The 16,487-nt window shown below is 65.4% G+C and carries 14 protein-coding genes and 2 pseudogenes; 10 read left to right on the top strand and 6 right to left on the bottom strand.

Annotated elements, in window-relative coordinates; genetic code table 11:
* Positions 1–171: 171 nt before the first annotated feature.
* Positions 172–321 (top strand): annotated as a pseudogene (locus SALPAC6_RS29225) (alpha/beta fold hydrolase); the annotation flags it as partial.
* Position 322: 1 nt separating this feature from the next.
* Here the strand turns inward: SALPAC6_RS29225 and SALPAC6_RS0121785 are convergent.
* Positions 323–1,543 carry an FAD-dependent oxidoreductase gene (locus SALPAC6_RS0121785; protein ID WP_018255436.1) on the bottom strand — a complete coding sequence of 407 codons (1,221 nt, stop codon included), beginning with the start codon at positions 1,541–1,543 and terminating at the stop codon, positions 323–325.
* Positions 1,544–1,636: 93 nt separating this feature from the next.
* On the opposite strand from SALPAC6_RS0121785, the gene SALPAC6_RS0121780 reads away from it, so the two are divergent.
* Positions 1,637–2,227 carry a TetR/AcrR family transcriptional regulator gene (locus tag SALPAC6_RS0121780; protein WP_018255435.1) on the top strand — a complete coding sequence of 197 codons (591 nt, stop codon included), beginning with the start codon at positions 1,637–1,639 and terminating at the stop codon, positions 2,225–2,227.
* Between the two features lie 78 nt (positions 2,228–2,305).
* On the opposite strand, the gene SALPAC6_RS0121775 is transcribed toward SALPAC6_RS0121780, so the two are convergent.
* Entirely contained in the window at positions 2,306–3,127 is an 822-nt protein-coding gene (locus SALPAC6_RS0121775) for a S1 family peptidase (protein ID WP_018255434.1), read from the bottom strand.
* A 776-nt stretch (positions 3,128–3,903) separates the two neighbouring features.
* Between SALPAC6_RS0121775 and SALPAC6_RS0121770 the strand changes: the two genes are divergently transcribed.
* The 5 genes and pseudogenes from SALPAC6_RS0121770 (at position 3,904) to SALPAC6_RS26530 (ending at position 8,949) form a co-directional block, all read left to right on the top strand.
* Positions 3,904–4,599, top strand: a complete 696-nt coding sequence (locus SALPAC6_RS0121770; RefSeq protein ID WP_033666423.1) for a TetR/AcrR family transcriptional regulator — start codon at positions 3,904–3,906, stop codon at positions 4,597–4,599.
* Positions 4,599–5,960: an alpha/beta hydrolase gene (locus SALPAC6_RS0121765; protein WP_018255432.1), complete on the top strand. Its 1,362-nt coding sequence runs from the start codon at positions 4,599–4,601 to the stop codon at positions 5,958–5,960. The genes SALPAC6_RS0121770 and SALPAC6_RS0121765 overlap by 1 nt, the downstream gene beginning before the upstream one ends.
* Before the next feature lie 14 nt (positions 5,961–5,974).
* Positions 5,975–6,802, top strand: a pseudogene (locus SALPAC6_RS26535) (IS701 family transposase); the annotation flags it as partial.
* Between the two features lie 121 nt (positions 6,803–6,923).
* On the top strand, positions 6,924–7,046 hold the full coding sequence (locus SALPAC6_RS30885) for a hypothetical protein (RefSeq protein WP_018255430.1): 123 nt from the start codon (positions 6,924–6,926) through the stop codon (positions 7,044–7,046).
* Positions 7,047–7,263: 217 nt separating this feature from the next.
* Positions 7,264–8,949 (top strand): AMP-binding protein, encoded by a 1,686-nt coding sequence (locus tag SALPAC6_RS26530; RefSeq protein ID WP_018255429.1) that lies wholly within the window; start codon positions 7,264–7,266, stop codon positions 8,947–8,949.
* An 8-nt stretch (positions 8,950–8,957) separates the two neighbouring features.
* Here SALPAC6_RS26530 and SALPAC6_RS28390 read toward each other — a convergent pair whose 3' ends face one another.
* Together SALPAC6_RS28390 and SALPAC6_RS0121740 are read right to left on the bottom strand one after the other, a co-directional pair.
* Positions 8,958–9,770, bottom strand: a complete 813-nt coding sequence (locus SALPAC6_RS28390) for an AfsR/SARP family transcriptional regulator (RefSeq protein WP_080636108.1) — start codon at positions 9,768–9,770, stop codon at positions 8,958–8,960.
* Positions 9,771–10,148: 378 nt separating this feature from the next.
* The gene (locus SALPAC6_RS0121740) at positions 10,149–10,772 is read right to left on the bottom strand and encodes a TetR/AcrR family transcriptional regulator (protein ID WP_018255427.1); all 624 of its coding nucleotides are present in this window, start codon (positions 10,770–10,772) and stop codon (positions 10,149–10,151) included.
* Positions 10,773–10,854: 82 nt separating this feature from the next.
* Between SALPAC6_RS0121740 and SALPAC6_RS0121735 the strand changes: the two genes are divergently transcribed.
* The 3 genes from SALPAC6_RS0121735 to SALPAC6_RS0121725 all read left to right on the top strand — a co-directional run bounded on the left by SALPAC6_RS0121735 (position 10,855) and on the right by SALPAC6_RS0121725 (position 14,517).
* Positions 10,855–12,273 carry an MFS transporter gene (locus SALPAC6_RS0121735; RefSeq protein ID WP_018255426.1) on the top strand — a complete coding sequence of 473 codons (1,419 nt, stop codon included), beginning with the start codon at positions 10,855–10,857 and terminating at the stop codon, positions 12,271–12,273.
* A gap of 456 nt (positions 12,274–12,729) precedes the next feature.
* Entirely contained in the window at positions 12,730–12,963 is a 234-nt protein-coding gene (locus tag SALPAC6_RS29515) for a hypothetical protein (RefSeq protein ID WP_162561507.1), read from the top strand.
* 63 nt (positions 12,964–13,026) lie between these two features.
* On the top strand, positions 13,027–14,517 hold the full coding sequence (locus SALPAC6_RS0121725; protein WP_026189951.1) for a benzoate-CoA ligase family protein: 1,491 nt from the start codon (positions 13,027–13,029) through the stop codon (positions 14,515–14,517).
* Here the strand turns inward: SALPAC6_RS0121725 and SALPAC6_RS0121720 are convergent.
* Both SALPAC6_RS0121720 and SALPAC6_RS0121715 read right to left on the bottom strand, forming a co-directional pair.
* Positions 14,501–14,866: a nuclear transport factor 2 family protein gene (locus SALPAC6_RS0121720; RefSeq protein ID WP_018255423.1), complete on the bottom strand. Its 366-nt coding sequence runs from the start codon at positions 14,864–14,866 to the stop codon at positions 14,501–14,503. The two genes, SALPAC6_RS0121725 and SALPAC6_RS0121720, sit on opposite strands and share 17 nt — an antisense overlap.
* On the bottom strand, positions 14,859–16,478 hold the full coding sequence (locus SALPAC6_RS0121715; protein ID WP_018255422.1) for a phenylalanine aminomutase (D-beta-phenylalanine forming): 1,620 nt from the start codon (positions 16,476–16,478) through the stop codon (positions 14,859–14,861). Before SALPAC6_RS0121715 ends, SALPAC6_RS0121720 begins: the two co-directional genes overlap by 8 nt.
* Between the last annotated feature and the right edge of the window lie 9 nt (positions 16,479–16,487).

The raw sequence follows: 16,487 nt of genomic DNA, 5'->3' as shown, positions 1-16,487 counted from the left end.
TGAAAGGACTATCAATTGATGGGCTGACCAGCGCATAGGCATCCTGGGTCACAAGGCTCGAAGTCCCACATCGCCGGCCCGCCGGGGCGGGCGTACCCGTAGCGGGTGTCTCCACCCTTCGTCGAGGCACAGCCGGCGGGTGCGCTTGCGGTTGGCCACCGTCACCGCGCGGCGGCGGCCGCGCCGCGCCACGAGCCGTGGTGGGCCGACGTGGTGGCGCTCGCCTACGACTCGGCGGTCATGGGTGACCTGGGCCGCGGTGGCATCCTGCCGGTGGAGGTCGCCGCCCGGGCTTCCGTGCCCGTCGTGGCGGTTCACGGCTTCAGCTGGCTGCGGTGGGGAGGCAGCGTAGGTGCTCGGGGCGTAGGCCGATGCCGACGAGCCGGGCGGGAAGGGCTTGCAGCGCCGGGATCCGCTGCAGCAGGCGGATCGGCGCCGGGGCCTCGATCCGGCCGGTGGTGTGCAGCAGAGGGTCGACGACGCGCCGCTGCGCGGCGCGCTGGATGTTCTGCGTCACCACCGCCGGCCAGCGCCGGCGCTTCTGCACCGCGGCGAGGTCCGCTTCGGTCACTGGCTGTCCGGTGGCGAGCTGTGGACCCAGCATCCGGGCGGCGGCCGCCGCGTCCTGTACGGCCAGGTTGATGCCGACGCCGCCGATCGGGGACATGGCGTGCGCGGCGTCGCCGATGAGCAGCGCGCCGGGGGCGTGCCACCGCTCCAGCCGGTTGACCTTCACCGTCAGCAGTTTGACGTCGTCCCAGGTGGCGAGCTCGCCGACCCGGTCGGCGAGGGTCGGGTGTCGCCGGGTCACCTGCTCCCGCAGCGCCTCCAGCCCGGCTGCGCGGATCTTGTCGTAGCCGCCCTTGGCGATGACGTAAGCGCACTGGTAGTAGTCGCCGCGGTCGACGGCGAGCATCAGCCCTCCGGCGCCGATCCGCATCGCCAGGCCGTCGCCGTCGTCTGCGTAGCGCGAGATCCGGAACCACAGTACGTCCATGGGTGCGCCGTACTCGACGGGCTTCAGGCCGAGTTCCCGGCGTACCGCCGAATCGCGGCCGTCGCAGGCGACGGTGAGCGACGCCTGGATCTCCAGTTCGCCCTCCGGACCCACGGCCCGGACGCCGGCGACGGCGCCGGACGCGTCGCGGAGCAGGCCCGTCACGGTGGTGGAGCGGAGCAGCGTGAAGGTCGGGAGTCTCGCCGCCTCGGTCGCGAGCATTTCCAGGAAGTCCCACTGGGGGACGAAGTACAGGTAGTTGTGGGGCGCCGGCAGGCGCGTGAAGTCCACGATGGCGTACGTGCCGTCGTCGAAGGTGGCGCGCAACGCGCCGGCCTTGCGCCCGCGCAGCGCCGCCATCCGTTCGCCAAGCCCGATCTCGTCGAGCATGTTCAGTGTGGAGGGGTGCACGGTGTCGCCCCGGAAGTCCCGGAGGAAGTCGGCGTGCTTCTCCAGCACGGTGACCGCCACTCCCTGCCGGGCGAGCAGCAACCCCAGGACGAGCCCTGCGGGTCCGCCGCCGACGACGCAAACGGTGGTCTTCATGGGTCCTCCCCTAATTGCAACTAGTGTTGCTTTTTGAGTCTGCCATAATGGCAAGCTGCAACGCAACAGTCGTTGCGTTAAAGGAGGTGTCCGATGCCTGTCGGCCAGCGCCCGGGCGGACGCAGCACCCGCGTCCGGGCCGCAGTCCTCACGGCCGCCCGCGGCCTCCTCGCCGACGGGTACGCCGAACTGACCGTCGAACGGATCGCCCAGGCAGCCGGCGTCAACAAGACATCGGTCTACCGCCGATGGACCGACCTGGAAGGCGTCCTCGGTGACCTGCTAAGCCAGTACGCCAGTGAGGTCGTCCCGATCCCGGACACCGGCGACCTCGGCACGGACCTCGAAGAACTGGCGTTGCTGATCCGGCGCGGCATGACCGGCGAACCGGGCGAGCTGATCACAGCCCTTGCCACGTCCGCACCCCGCAACCCGCGCGCCGCGCAGGTCGTCCGCGGCTTCCTCACCGAACGGTTCCGCCTGGCCGAGGCCGTCGTCGATCACGCCATCGCCCGCGGCGAACTGCCTCGGGGCACCGATGCCGGGGCCGCGATCGAGGCCCTTGGCGCGCCCCTCTTCCTGCGGCTGCTCGTTGTCGACGAACCCATAGATGAGGAGTTTGCCCGACGTACTGCCGCCGCGACCACCGCAGCCCTTCGCGCGGGCGTCTTCGAACCGAGGTGAGCGCCTCATCCCGCCATAGCTGACGGCCGGGGCACCCCGGTCAACGCTGGGTGTTGACCGGGGCCCTTCAGGGAGAGCTCAGGCGGGAAGGCCGCCGACCTGGGTGTCGATCCAGGAACGGATCGACGACAGGTCACCGTAGATCGATGGGCCGGTGGCACAGATCGGGTGGTTGTTGCCCGACCGACTGGTGGCACCGACCACGTGCCACACCCCGTCGATCTGACGAACCTGCGGGCCACCCGAGTCGCCATAGCAGGCGCCCGAGTCACCGTTCGTGTTGTTGGTGCAGATCTCGTACGGGCCGTTGATGCCGATGCACCGGTTGTCCGACAGGATCGACGTGTCCAGCTCGTGCGCGACCGTCGGCGTCGAACCACAGCCCCGGAACGGACAGGTCAGACCCCAGCCGATGATCCGGGTAGCGGTACCGACCTCCCCAGACGTCGTCGGGATCGGGGCCGGGGCATACGAGACCGCACTGGACAGTTGCAACAGCTTGACGTCGATCGTGGGATTGTTGACGGCGCGACGGACCCCGACGACCGTGCCACCGCTGGTGCGGTTGACGCTACCCACACGGACCGAGGACGGTGTCGGGCAGTGCCGCGCCGTGACGACCCAGTCCGACTTGACCAACGTGCCGGTACAGCCAGAGGTGTAGACCAGCCACGAATAGTTCTCGGTCGCCGGCCGGCCGCCAACCACGAACGGCGTGACATCGGCATCAGCCTGGGCCGCTTGGTCGAAGTTCGTACGGAACTCGCCGGCCCGGCTCGCGTCGTAGTCGACCGTCTGGGCCGCGGCAGCCGGCGCACCGGTGGCGATCTGCACCCCGGCCGCTGCCAGCATCGCCGCCAGCAGGGCGCCGAACGCGCGCAACAGTTGTCTTCTGACCATCTCACACTCCTGGGTTGTGGCGACACCGCCATCCATTGATATAGATAGATACTAGCTGAGCATGTGCGATGTTCGATATAGCGGAAGCGCCATACGGCATGCCACAGCGCGGCACGTGCCACCGCCGCCTCACGGCCTCGCCCGCCAGACCAAACTGGCGGCCAAGCCGGCCGCTTCGGCCCGCCACCGATTGCGGAGCGTCGTTCAATCTCAGTGGTCACTCCGACCTCAACGCGTTCACACAGGACGAGCCACGGCCCTGCGAGATGACCGACGATGCGGTGGCGCCTCTGGTGGTGGGTCTGGCTGACGAACCTCGCCGCGCTACGGCAATTGGTTGACTTCGCAGGGAGTCGGTGCGTCGAGGCGACCATCTGATGCGGCTGCCACACCAGCGACGAGGGTGACGGCGCGCCCGCGGGCCCGCACGGCCCGGCGGGTTCGGGCGATCCCGCTCTCGATCGCGTTCGTCGAGCAGACGACCTTGCGGATCTCGACGTCGAAGCACGCGCGGGCGCACCGCTCCCCGGTTCGTCGCCAACCATCAGCAGCGCCACGGCGTGAAGGGGTTGTGTCAAGTAGTCGGGGCGCCCCGGTCGAGCTACTACTACTGGCGGCCTACTGCGGCGGCCGGGGCGGCACGAGAGGCCGCGGATCTCGCTCTCGCGAGCCGGCTTCGGGTGGTACACGCCGAGCACCCGGCTTCCACCGCAACCTCGAACTACTGGCTAGGCGAGTCGGTTGAGATTCGTCCAGAGATAAGGTAAACCTGAGTCATGTTTAGTTCTGTGGACGGTGCGCCGCCCGGCACCAAACCCGCCACGCAGCGGCGCTCCCGCGAGACCCGGGACAGGCTCATCGCCGCGCTGGACGAACTGCTTCATGAAGAGAACTTCGACGAGATCAGCGTCGCGCAGATCGCCAACCGGGCCGGCGTGTCCGTGGCGTCGATCTACCAGCGTTTCGACAATCAGAACGCCGCGGTCGCCATCCTCGTCGCCCTGTACCTGCGCCGAGTGACACAATGGTGGGACGACTTCTCCCGGGACAACCCCGAGCCGAGCAGCCGCACCTCGCTGCGCGAGGCACTCGTCCACGTCGGCCGCGCGGCGTGGCGTCAATCCGACGACCTGCGCCATGTCATGCGACCTGCCTACCTCCAGTCTCGTTTGCACCCGGACCTGCTCGACGAGCACTGGCGGCGCCAGGAGGAAGCTGCCGTGTCCGGCATTCGCTCACTGCTACAGAGTCACGCCGACGAGATACGCCACTCGGACTTGACCCGAGCGGCCAGCATGGCTGCGTACTTCTTCAACATGATGTTTCTGGGACGTCTGCTTCACCCAGAGGGGATGTCCGGCTGGGACCTTCCCACCGATGCCGACGAGTTCGCCGAGGAACTCGCCGACTTCGTATGTGGCTACCTCGGTGTCGCCCGCGTCTCGGGCTTGTCGTACAGGGGGAATCGATGATGTGGACCTTTGTCGAACGCGCCATTCTGACTGCTACCGCCCTCACCACAACGCTGATCCTCTTTGCCGCTCCGACGAGCGTGACGCTGCCGGCGATCGTCGCGGTGACCGCACTCAGCATCCTCCGCCTGGTCAACAACCGCGCCCGGTGGCAGATGGCGCCGGCCTACCTCGCCGTCGCCTGGCTTTGCGTCGCTGTCGTCACAGAACTACCCGTTGGCGTACACATCGGTGGCGGGCTGGTCGCCCTGTTGTTGTCGATAACGTCTGCCGCGTTGGTAGTTGGCTTTCCCATTCCACGCCTCCCGCTGCCCGACGGCCCGTTCGGGGTCGGCGTGATCACGACAACGGAGGAACGTGACGTCAGGACGGCACCACGCATGGGACGCAGGCGACTCTTCGTCACCATGTGGTACCCGGCGGAGGCAAACCTGGCTCAACGACATTCGGAAGGTGAAGCCCTGTGGTCCGAATTCCACGAAGCTCCCGGGATTCCCTCCGGGCTACGGCGCCTCGCCGGCTACCTGAAGCAGGTACGGACGCATGCGATTCGTGGCGCCCAGGCCGATCGACACGCTACTACCGCACCGGTAGTCCTCTACCAGCCCGGGCTCGTGTCCATCACCGCGGAGAACTCGCTCCTGATGGAATCGTTGGCAAGCCACGGCTATGTCGTGGTGAGTGTCAGGCACATCGATCAGCGTGCCGAGCTGGAGGAGGCAGACGCGGCTGTCGCCCCGGCCACAGCCAGACGGGCCCAGGAGATCAACCGCGAGCTGCGGGGTAAGCTGACCCGATCCGAGCGCGCCCGAATCTCTGCGGAGCTCTACCGGTTGAGCACCGGCACGGCTACCGTCGTTGCCCGACGTACCGAAGACTCACAGCATGTGCTTGACCGGCTTCCCACCATCCTGGCCACTATTCCCGGGTATCCCACCGGCGAACTGGGGTCAGGACGGCCGATCGCCACGATGGGGCTATCTCTGGGTGGGGCGGTCGCCAGCGAGCTCAGCAAGATCGACGACCGGTGCACCGTAGCCATCAACATCGACGGAGGACTCTACGGTGAACGCCCTCACGACCCACTCAGCGTTCCGTACCTGATGATCTACAGTGAGTTGAACTCTGGCAGCAACGATGTCGCACGGGACACCGCACAGGCCGAGTTCCACGAATTGACAGCACCCGGGGCAAAGCACCTGGACTTCCATGACGCTACGGTCGTACTACCAATTCTGCGATGGTTGGGACAACTCGGCGACGCGTCCGGTATCGGGATCGCCCAATGGAAGAATAGTCAGATCCGACAGTTCCTGGACCGGACGGTTCGGTGCGCGGCGCCTGATACATCTGCCAGGTGACTTCAGCCCGGAGAGTCTCCTCGTCCACGTGGTACGTCGCTGGTGTGCGGCGACGGCTGCGGTCGACGTGGTAACGCCGCAGGTGAATGGTCGACGACAGTGGGATCCCAAAGGACGGCAAGGCGTCGGCATGCGTGGCTCGGCAGTACTCCGGCACCCTGGGAAAGGTCGCCAACTGCCAGATCGCCGTCACGGTTCACGCGGCGACCGACACGGCGTCGGCGGTGCTGAACTGGCGGCTGGCCGGCTACGGCCAGGTCGCCGAGTTCCGCCAGGGCCTGACCGAACGCGGCATCGCCTACATCGTGGCCACCACGTCGTCGACCACCGCGCAACCCGGCGACGCCCAACCGGTGCAGGTCCCCTACGCCGGTGTCGGCCCACACCCCACACCGCGCTACCCCCACCCGGCCCGCAGCCTGAAACACCTCGCCCTCACCCACGGCGCCGACGCCACGACGCTAGTGCGCTGGCGCGCCCGGCTACCCACACCCGACCGCGACCCGGACCAGCCCGCCGGTGAACTATCCGGGCACTTCTTCGCCCTGCGGGTGCGTCCCGCCGGCCGGGCCGTCCGACGCGGACCCCACCGCGGCGACGACGGGGTCCTGCCCGAATGCTGGCTACTCGTGCAATGGCCCCCCGGCCAGGACGAACCCAGCGACTACTGGCTGTCCGACCTCCCCGCCGACACACCGCTTGCCGAACTGGTCCGCCTCGCCAAAAGCCGCTGGCGCATCGAACACGACTACCGCGAGCTCAACACCGCCCTCGGCCTCGACCACTTCGAAGGCCGCTCCTGGACCGGCTGGCACCGCCACGTCACCCTCACCCCAACCTGACAAAGCACTACTAGTCCGGCGGCGCCCGGTCACAGGCCGGGGGCGGGGGACGCGATCCGCCTGGACCGACGTGCCTCTCCACAGTTCGTTCGCCCGATCACGGTTCGGGTGATCCGGGGCCTTGATCGGCCGACCCTACGACGGCTGGGTGTGGCTGGAGGGCTACGAGCTGAACGACGCGGGCAACGCGGTACGCCGTCGCCAGCTATACGTCAGACGCGACGGGATCGTGCTGCACCAGTAGATGACCGCCCACAGGCTACCGAGAGCCACGGCAATAGCCGCCGAACTGAGCAGCGAGCGGGCATGATCGACCGGGGTCTGCTGCACCGACCAACTCCACGCTCACTCGAAGATATTTGGAAACTTTCTCGATCAGAGCGGGGAACGCTTGTGAAATGGACTACCAAGCCCTTCTGCCGTCGCCATGTATCCGTTCCTTGTCAACTGACGATGGAGATGTGCTTGTCCTGCGTTCGGAGCAGCCCCTGGCCTCGCACCCGGTCAGCATCGTGCACTCCTTCAATGACGGCCGCCGAAGTCATCCGAACCGGCCGCTCCTTGTGGTGCCGAATGGAACCGGCTGGCGGCGGTACACGTGGGGCGAGATAGGCGATATGGTGGACGGGCTCGCGCAAGGTCTGTTGGACAGCGGGGTCACCGGCGCAGTAGCTATTGTGTCGGGCCCGAGCGTGGGTCATCTGGTCGTAAGCCTGGCGGCCCAGTCGATCGGACTGCCGGTGGTGCCGATCAGCCCTGCATATTCGATCAAGGCCGCCAACCTGTCCCAGTTGCTGACCTTGGCCTCGATCGTTCGCCCCGAGGTCGTGTTCGCTGATTCCGCAGAATATCTACCCGCCGTACAGGCGATCGGCGCCCGCATATGTCTTACCGTCACTCAGGTCGAAGGTATGACCCCCCTCCCGCAATTCGCCGCTCCGCCTACACCTGCGGTGGACGAGGCACGGCGCAACCTGCGTGGAGAAATGATCTCGAAGATTCTCTTCACCTCCGGTTCAACGGGAACGCCGAAGGGGGTTGTCAACACGCACGCCATGTTGTCAGCCAATCAGCAGCAGCTTCGCCAGGTCTGGCCGTTCCTCACCCTCGAGCCTCCGATCATGCTCGACTGGCTACCGTGGAGCCACACTTTCGGCGCGAATCATAATCTGAATCTCGTCCTAGCCAATGGTGGTACCTATTGGCTGGACAGCGGCACTCCGGACACAATCGGCCAAACCGTCCGAAATCTCAATGACGCTCGCCCTAACCTATATTTAAACGTACCCCTGGGTTACTCCCGTCTGGCTGACCACCTGGAACGCGATCCAGCGGCGGCGCGACGGTTCTTCGGTCACGTCCGATTGCTTTGTTGTGCGGGTGCCGCGATGGACCCGGGGGTGTGGAAGCGGTTACAGGAGATGGCCGGCCGCTATGACTCGACGACCTTTTTCACCTCCTCATGGGGAATGACCGAGACGAGTCCCGCCTGCACTTCCGCGTACTTCCCAACCAACGACCCGGGAAACATTGGTGTACCACTTCCCGGAATCGAGGTGGCTCTACGCCGACCTGACACCGCTGCCCCCACAACCGAAATGTACGTGCGCGGCCCGAACGTGGCCGACCGGTACCTCACCCTCAACGGCGAGATACCGGCAGTGGACGACGCTGGGTGGCTGCGCACCGGGGATGCCGCCACCCTGGTTGATGCTCACGACGCCGGTGCCGGACTACATTTCGACGGCCGGCTCGCCGAAAACTTCAAGCTGTCCTCGGGCACCTTCGTCAACACGGCCAGAGTGCGGTCAAAGCTGCTCGCGGCCGGTGACGGTCTGATCCGTCATGTCGTGCTGTGTGGCCATGACACCGACGCGGTCTCGGCGATACTCTGGCTCGAAGGCGATTGTTCGCTAACATCATCCACCAAGGACAAACTAAGGGCAGCGCTCTCCGCAGCCGCAGCAGATTGTGGGAACTCACAACGGATCGCCCGGGTCGTGATCGCACCAACGCCCCCGGAACTGGCCTCCGGGGAGATCACCGACAAGGGGTACATCAACCAGGCCCGGGTCCGGGCTCAGCGCCCGGAACTGGTTGACCTCGTCATCCGTGGCGAGGACCCTGCGGTGATCCACTCGCCGTGAGACCGTGTCTACCGGAAGACGGTGAGTTCTGATCTCTCGTCGCCGTTGAGAATCTGTAGGTAGAGCCTCTTGAGCGGCTGCGACGGATCGACCCCCAGCTCGCTGCGCAGGCGGCGGCTTAGGTCCGCGTAGATCGCCAGCGCCTCAGCCCGCCGCCCCGTCCGAGTCAACACATCTATCAGGTGATAGTAGAACCATTCCCGCAATGGGTACCGAGTGCACAGCTCGTAAAGCTCGCCGATTACCTCACTGTATCTCTCAAGCCGAATCTCAGCATCGATCACCAGCTGCCGCGTGTTCATGATTTCTTCGCGCAGCCGCACGGCGCTGCCGATAAGGGCCTGTCCAAGGGTGATGTCCATCAGGGGATCACCTCTAACCAGCTGTAAGGCCTGCCGGGTCAGTGAGATCGTGAGTTCAGGGCTGTCATGCAGGTGCACCCTCGCCCTCTTTATCAATGCACGAAAACGATCTATATCTATTTCAATAGATTCGCCCTTTAGCGCATATCCGGGGGAAACGGTTCTCAGTGCATCGAATTCCTGGCCGTCGTCACCAAGTTGGTTGACAGCTTGGCGAAGTTGGTAGATATAGGTCTGCATTGTGGTTGTCGCACTGCGTGGCGGGTTCTCCCCCCACAGTTCGGTGATTAAGGTGTTGTGAGTGACCACTGACCCCGACCGCAGGGCGAGCACGGCCAATACCTGGCGAACTTTGGGTGGAAGTATGATATCTGCCTGCCGCGCTCCGAGTCGCACAGGTCCCAGCAACTGGACGGTCAGCCTCCCTGGCTGCGCCGCCAGACCCTCATCGTACAACATTGCCCGAACCCCCTACGGCCCGAAAGATCGCTTCTAGCGCCCTCACTGACTGTCCTGCTTCGACTACTTTTCCGCAACCCTGTTCGCGGCATGACGGCCAGTTCCGGACGCCGTCTCCGGGTGCGCGCTAGAATGGCATGCCCTGATGCTCGCCCAGGGCCAGTGCGCAGCGAGTTAGCTGCTGATCGCGGTGGTGATGAGGTCGCGGCTTGGGCAGTGGTTGGCGGGGCGGGTTGCCCCGCCAATGCTGGTCACACCATTGCCATGGTGAAATCCATCACGGTGTTGCGCAGGACTGCTGCGACGGCGGGTCCGCTGCCGGTCCGAGCCCGGCGAGTATCCCTGTGTGCAATTTCACATTACCATGCTTGGCGTTTGTCATATCCCTTCAATATCTGTTTCTTCGACGAAGAGGCGGTTGAGGTGATATCGCAGCACCGCGGTGGCTTCTTCCGATGTGCGTTGGCCGACCAGGAGGCTGGTGCCGAGACCATTGGTCAGGGCGATCAGCCGGGTCGCTTCGAGGGCTGGGTCCGCATCGGGGGCCAGGGTACCGGCGGTGCGCGCGCGGGTCAGGGTGTCGGTGAGTTGTTGTTCCAGGCGGTCAACACCACGGATGAAGGGCTGCTCAGCGACCTGGGGGTCAGTCATCGCCAGGACGGCGTACGACGTGCCGACCAGATGGAAGACGCGGCTGGGGTCGTCGGTGGGCAGGGCTTCGAGCAGAAATGCTTCGACGACCGCTCGCGGCGGTGGCGGGTCGGGCAGCCCGGACAGGCGTTGCTCCCAACGATGGTGACTCTGCCGTTCCAGGTGCCGCAGCGCACCGATCAGCAGGTGTTCCTTGTTCTGGAAGTAGTACTGCACCAGCCGGAGTGACACGCCCGCCTCCGCGGCTACTGACCGCATCGTCACGGCGTGCAGTCCCTCTCGGCCGGCCAGGCGGACGAGGGCATCGGCGATTTGTGTTCGTCGCAGCGTGTAGTCGGCGGTTTTGGGCACTGGGGCCCCTTTCGTTGCGTCCGCTATCGATTTCGCTGTGGTAGCCTTCTCCATGATACATCTGTATCATTACGGAGTGGGCATGGCGCAGCATAAGGTTCCCGGTGACGTCGATGCCGGTCTCAGTGGGGTATCAGCGAAGATCGTGCTGGCAGTGGCGTGCTGCGCACAGTTCATGGTGGTACTCGACATTTCGGTGGTGAACGTCGCGCTACCGTCGATCCGCGATGCGCTGGGGTTCGACGAAACCAGTCAGCAGTGGGTGGTAAACGCCTACGCGTTGACCTTCGCCGGGTTTCTCCTGCTTGGCGGACGGCTGGCCGACTGGTGTGGCCGCCGCCGGATCTTTCTGATCGGGTTGGCGCTGTTCGCCGGCGCGAGTCTCGTCGGAGGCCTAGCCAATTCAGCGACGGCGCTGGTTGCCGCGCGGGCCGTGCAGGGGCTGGGGGCTGCGGTGCTGGCACCGGCGACGCTGACGATTCTGACCGCGACCTTCCCGGAAGGGCGGGTGCGGACGCGGGCGTTGGCGACCTGGACCGCCGTCGGTGTCGCCGGAGGCACGGCAGGCAATCTGGCAGGCGGCGTGCTAACGGAGTACCTGTCGTGGCGGTCGACGTTGTTGATCAACGTGCCGATCGGGGTGGTGGTGGCGATCCTCACGGTGCGTCATGTGGTTGCCGACCGTACCGAGGCGGCAGGTCCACGACCGGATGTGGCCGGGGCGGTGCTGGCCACAGCCGGGTTGGGAGGGCTGGCGTTCGGAATGGCCGAGGCGGCAGACGCTGGGTGGTCCTCGCGGTCGGCGGTTGCGGGCCTTGTGATTGGCTCGGTGCTGTTGGCGGTGTTCGTCGCGATCGAGGCGCGCTGGGCGGCATCGCCGTTGATCCCGCTGCGGCTGTTCACTATTCGGTCGCTGTCGGTGGGCAACGTGGCCATGCTACTGGCGGGAGCCTGTCTCAACCCGATGTGGTTCTTCCTCACGCTGTCCATGCAGAACGCGCTCGCCTACAGCCCCGTGCAGACCGGGCTGGCGTTCTTACCGCACACGGTGGTGACGGTCGTGGTAGGTGCCCTCGCGACACCGTGGCTGATGCGTCACGTTGACGGGCGGATCCTCATTATGGTGGGGGCGTTGCTGGCGGCTTTGGGGTTCTGGTGGCAGTCCCAACTGACGGTGCAGAGCAGCTACCTCGCGGGGATCCTCGGCCCAGCCGTCGTGTTCAGCATCGGCAGTGGACTGCTGAACACTCCGCTCACCACCGCGGTCACCTCCGGTGTGCCGACGTCGGACGCAGGCGCGGCGTCAGGGCTCATGAACACCACCAAACAGGTGGGCGGTGCGCTGGGACTGGCGGCTCTGGTCACTGTCGCGACCACGGACCGCACCGGCCCGGCTGCTCAGATCGACGCGAATAGCCGCGCGTTCTCCGTGATCGCCGTGATCATGATTGCCGTGGCGGTGGTCGTGCTGGTGCTACCCGCCCAACGCGACCGGAAATGAGCCATTCCGCGCAACGAGTTCTGTGCGGTGAGTGACGGTCTGGCCTGTCTGGGATGCACCGGACGCGCCGGGGGCGTCGCTGCTGTCGACGCCGGCGCCAATCCTGCTCAGGCATACTTTAGATGTTGTAGGTGACCTTGGTTGGTCGAGCCGGGGTTCGCTCATTCGGTACTCAAAAAGTGCGCATGGTGACTACCCCGGCTCCTCCACAGCAGGACGTTGGCGTCGTGGATACCATCCGTTCCGTTCTGGTAGGGCAGCGAGTGGCGCCGGCAGAGCGCTTCGTCCCCGGCTGGCTCGTCGCGGCGGGGAAGACGCGGTCGTAGCCCGCGATGCCCTGGCCGAGGCGATCAGCCGTAACGGGTTCGAGCCGTACACCATCTACACCGACCGCGGCGGCGCCATGGTGTCGAAGCCGGTATCGGAGGTGTCTCGGCGCGTACCAGCTCCGACAGCGTGGCGGCGCGACGTCGTGCGTACCTCGTCACCGTCGCGGCGCCTGCGTGTACTGCACGGGCTCGTCGCCGGAATCTCGACGAGGAATTGGCGGCGTTCACCAACCTCAGCGTCAAGACCATCCGCCATGACATCGCCGGCCTTCGGACGCTGTTCGGCACCGGAGTCCGGGCCGGGTTCGTTGCCACCGTGCGCATGCTGCATCTGGGCATGACCCTCCGGCTGAGTTTGTAGTCAGCAAAGGCGCCTCGACGGATCTTCGAACCCGTCTCGAAGCGCCTATCGGCTACTAGTGAGGTGGATTCGACTCTAGAGAACGTCGCGCCGTTGGTAACTGTCGTCGATCGGGTTGTCGATGCCGGGCGAGGCAGCCGCATCGCGATCTATGCCGATGGCGGACCGGTCAGCTACAGCAGCTTGCTACGGATGATCCAGACAGCGGCGGCGCGGCTGCGGTCGCTCGACTTGAGGCGGGAGGACCGCGTCATCGTTGAGTTGGACGATTCTGCCGAATGCGTTGCCGCAGTACTGGGGGCTGTACGGATCGGTGTCGTTCCGGTCATGCTCAACCCCTGGGCTGACATGGCCGACTACGCGCTTGCCCACAGTCGCGCCCGCGCCTGGGTTACCGACCGCGACGGTGCGACCGCCGACTGCCCGGTGGTCTCGGGTGCCGAACTTGTAGCCGACCTGCCTGATGGGCTCGCGAGCCAGATCACACCGGCAGAGATTGACGGCGAAGACACGGCGTTCTGGCTCTACAGTTCCGGCTCCACCGGACAGCCCAAGGCAGTGGTGCATCTACACCGTGACGTCGCCGGTAGTTGTGACGGGTATGCCAGGCAGGTGCTGGGTACGACGGCAGATGACGTGTTCTTCTCCACCGCGAAGCTGTTCCACGCCTACGGGCTGGGCGGCGGCCTGCTGTTCCCACTGTGGCACGGCGCATCGGTGGTCTACCTGCGCGGTAGGCCGGGACCGGACGGCATCCTGCGTACCATCGAGCGGTTTCATCCGACAGTCCTGTTCTCGGTGCCGGCGCTGTATAACGCGGTGCTCCGGCATGCCGGCCCAACGGCAGATCTCGGTTCGTTACGGCTGTGCGTGTCAGCGGCCGAGCCACTGGCGGCACCGATTTGGCACCGGTGGCGCGAAAGCTTCGGAGTCGAGATCCTTGACGGGATCGGGTCGACCGAGATGCTGCACGTCTACTGCAGCAACAGGCCGGGAGACGTGGTCGCCGGCTCGGTGGGACACGCGGTCCCCGGCTACGAGCTAGATCTGCGATCGCATCCTGGGGCACCCGAGGATGCTGGGGAACTGTGGGTGCGCGGCCCGAGCACGTTCGACCGCTACTGGAGAAACCAGGATGCGACCCGGAAGGCGTTCCACGGTCAGTGGTTCCGCACCGGTGACTGCTTCACTGTCACTGACGGCCGATACCGGTACCTCGGACGGCTAGATGATCTAATGAAGATCGGTGGCATGTGGGTGTCGGCCCATGTGATCGAGTCCGAGTTGGTGGCGCACCCGACGGTCAGCGAGGTCGCCGTCGTCGCAATGGCGACGGGCACCATGAACCGGATCAAGGCATTTGTCGTACCTACTCGCCCGGAACCCGGCACCGGTGAGCTTGTCAACGAGCTGCGACGCTGGTGCGCACAGCGGTTGCAACCCGACCACGTTCCACACTACTTCGAGATGACCGAGTCACTGCCGAAGGCACCGAACGGCAAGGTGCAGCGGTTCGCGTTACGTGGCCGGGAAGCCACTATGGCGCTGGGATGATGCGGGTAACATGGATCGAGCAGATTCGGCCCTCGGACACCGTCAGCGAGAACCGGTACTCGCCGGAGGTGTCCGTGGTGCCGTTGACGCCACGCTGCGTCTGACGAGCAACCACCAGAGTGCTTGATCCCAGCGCCAAGGTCCGGACGTCGAACAACTCGAACGCGTCGTTCCGAACCGTACCGCTGCGATACTTGCTCAGCCACTGCGCTTTGGTGCGCACCCACCCTAGGGGGCCGATACCGACGAAGTTGTCAGCCAGTAACTTCGCCAGTTCGGCGGAGTCTCCGGCCAGTTCGGCGTGCCGCCATTGCTCCACAATGTCGAGCACGTCCTGCCGGTCAGACACGGTCGGTGATGAGGGCTTGGGAAGACGCCTCGGGGCTGCTGGGCGGGCCGACGAAATCTGCGGCTTCTTCGCTGAGCAGGAAGTCGGCCAGTGCCTCGACATGCTCGGTGAGGGGCAGATCGCGATCCAGGTAAGGGGTCACCGTCCGCACTCGCTCGTACAGCGGCCGTGTCCAGGAGCTCAGGCCCTCGGCACCACGGATATCCGCGGCCTGACAGGCACACAACAACTCAAACGCTATGACGTAGGCGGTGTTACGCAGAACTTCTCGCGCACGACGAGCCGCCACGAAACCGAAGGAGACGATGTCCTGAAAATCGGCGGTAGTGGTCAGGGATTGGGTGGAGACCGGCACGGCGAGGGTACGCGTCTCGGCGGTCACCGAGGCGGTCATGAACTGCCCGCCCATCAGCCCCAGTCGTAGCCCAGGATTCTCCCGACACAGAAAAGGTGGAAGGCCGTTACTGTTGGACTGGTCGAGAAACCGGTCGACGCGACGGTTGGCCAGATTTACCAGAGTCGTCATCGCGATGGCAAGGTGGTCCATGGCCATTGCGATGTACTGACCATGGAAATGACCGTTGTGAAATATGTCCGCTACATCGGGAAGCACGATCGGATTGTCGCTGGTGGCGTTGAGCTCATTCTCGATGGTGTTACCGATCCAATCCAGACTGTCGGCGATCGGGCCGAGGATCTGGGGTGTACAGCGGATCGAGTACGCATCTTCGATCGCCATCGTGTCGTGGGTACCCGTCGGGCCGTTGTCGCGTCGTGCGGCCAGGGCGGCCTCGACGCTTCGTTCGGACCGCGCCAGGGTGGAGTCGCGCAAGGCGCGGTGGATGCGGTCGGCGGCGCGAGCCTGCCCGCGATGAGGTTTGACCGTGTGCACCTGGGGGTGGAATGGGTCGACGATGCCGGCCAGCCCCTCGATCGACAGAGCAGATATCACGTGGTAAAGCTCCACCAGACGGCAGGCGGACTGGTGGGTGAGTAGCGCGATCCCCACCATCCCGGCAGTGCCGTTGATCATGGCAAGCCCCTCCTTGTAGCTCAGCCGTGCCGGGGCAATCCCAGCCCGCTGCAGAGCTGTAGCGCCGTCGAGGACTTCACCGCGGTAGTACGCCTTCCACTGGCCGATGCTGACCAACGCGATGCAGGCTAATGGGCCGAGGTCGCCGCTGGTACCGAGCGAGCCCTTCTCCGGGATGCAGGGCAGCACATCGGCGTTGATCATGGCGAGGTAGGTCTGGAGGTTTTCGGGCTGGATAGCCGAGTTACCCAAGGACAGCGACACCACCCGGGCGATCATGATCGCCCGGGTGGTGTCCTCGTCAAGATAGGTCCCCACGTTGGTCGCCACAGCGTTGATCAAGTTTTCCTGCAGTTGCTGGGCGTCCTCGGCGGACACCAGGCGGTGGGCAAAACCGCCGACACTGGTGGTCACCCCATAGATGATGCGGCCGTCGGCGACGAACTTGTCCAGTAGCGCGCGCGACTTGGCCACCCGGTGCCAGCAGTGTTCATCGAGCTCGACCGGTAGCCGATTGAGGGCCGCCCGGGCGACCTCGCCAAGGCTGACACGGTCACGAAGTCTGATCGTCAATCCCATATGGTTACG

The sequence above is a fragment of the Salinispora mooreana genome, from assembly GCF_000379065.1.
Taxonomy (GTDB): Bacteria; Actinomycetota; Actinomycetes; order Mycobacteriales; family Micromonosporaceae; genus Micromonospora; species Micromonospora mooreana.
Note: the sequence above shows the minus strand (reverse complement) of the source record. Positions and strands in the feature narration are given on the sequence as shown.

Bases quoted from the DNA above. Each gene is read 5' to 3' on its own strand.
- SALPAC6_RS0121785 (WP_018255436.1), bottom strand. From the start codon at position 1,543: ATGAAGACCACCGTTTGCGTCGTCGGCGGCGGACCCGCAGGGCTCGTC.
- SALPAC6_RS0121780 (WP_018255435.1), top strand. From the start codon at position 1,637: ATGCCTGTCGGCCAGCGCCCGGGCGGACGCAGCACCCGCGTCCGGGCC.
- SALPAC6_RS0121775 (WP_018255434.1), bottom strand. From the start codon at position 3,127: ATGGTCAGAAGACAACTGTTGCGCGCGTTCGGCGCCCTGCTGGCGGCG.
- SALPAC6_RS0121770 (WP_033666423.1), top strand. From the start codon at position 3,904: ATGTTTAGTTCTGTGGACGGTGCGCCGCCCGGCACCAAACCCGCCACG.
- SALPAC6_RS0121765 (WP_018255432.1), top strand. From the start codon at position 4,599: ATGTGGACCTTTGTCGAACGCGCCATTCTGACTGCTACCGCCCTCACC.
- SALPAC6_RS28390 (WP_080636108.1), bottom strand. From the start codon at position 9,770: ATGTTGTACGATGAGGGTCTGGCGGCGCAGCCAGGGAGGCTGACCGTC.
- SALPAC6_RS0121735 (WP_018255426.1), top strand. From the start codon at position 10,855: ATGGCGCAGCATAAGGTTCCCGGTGACGTCGATGCCGGTCTCAGTGGG.
- SALPAC6_RS0121715 (WP_018255422.1), bottom strand. From the start codon at position 16,478: ATGGGATTGACGATCAGACTTCGTGACCGTGTCAGCCTTGGCGAGGTC.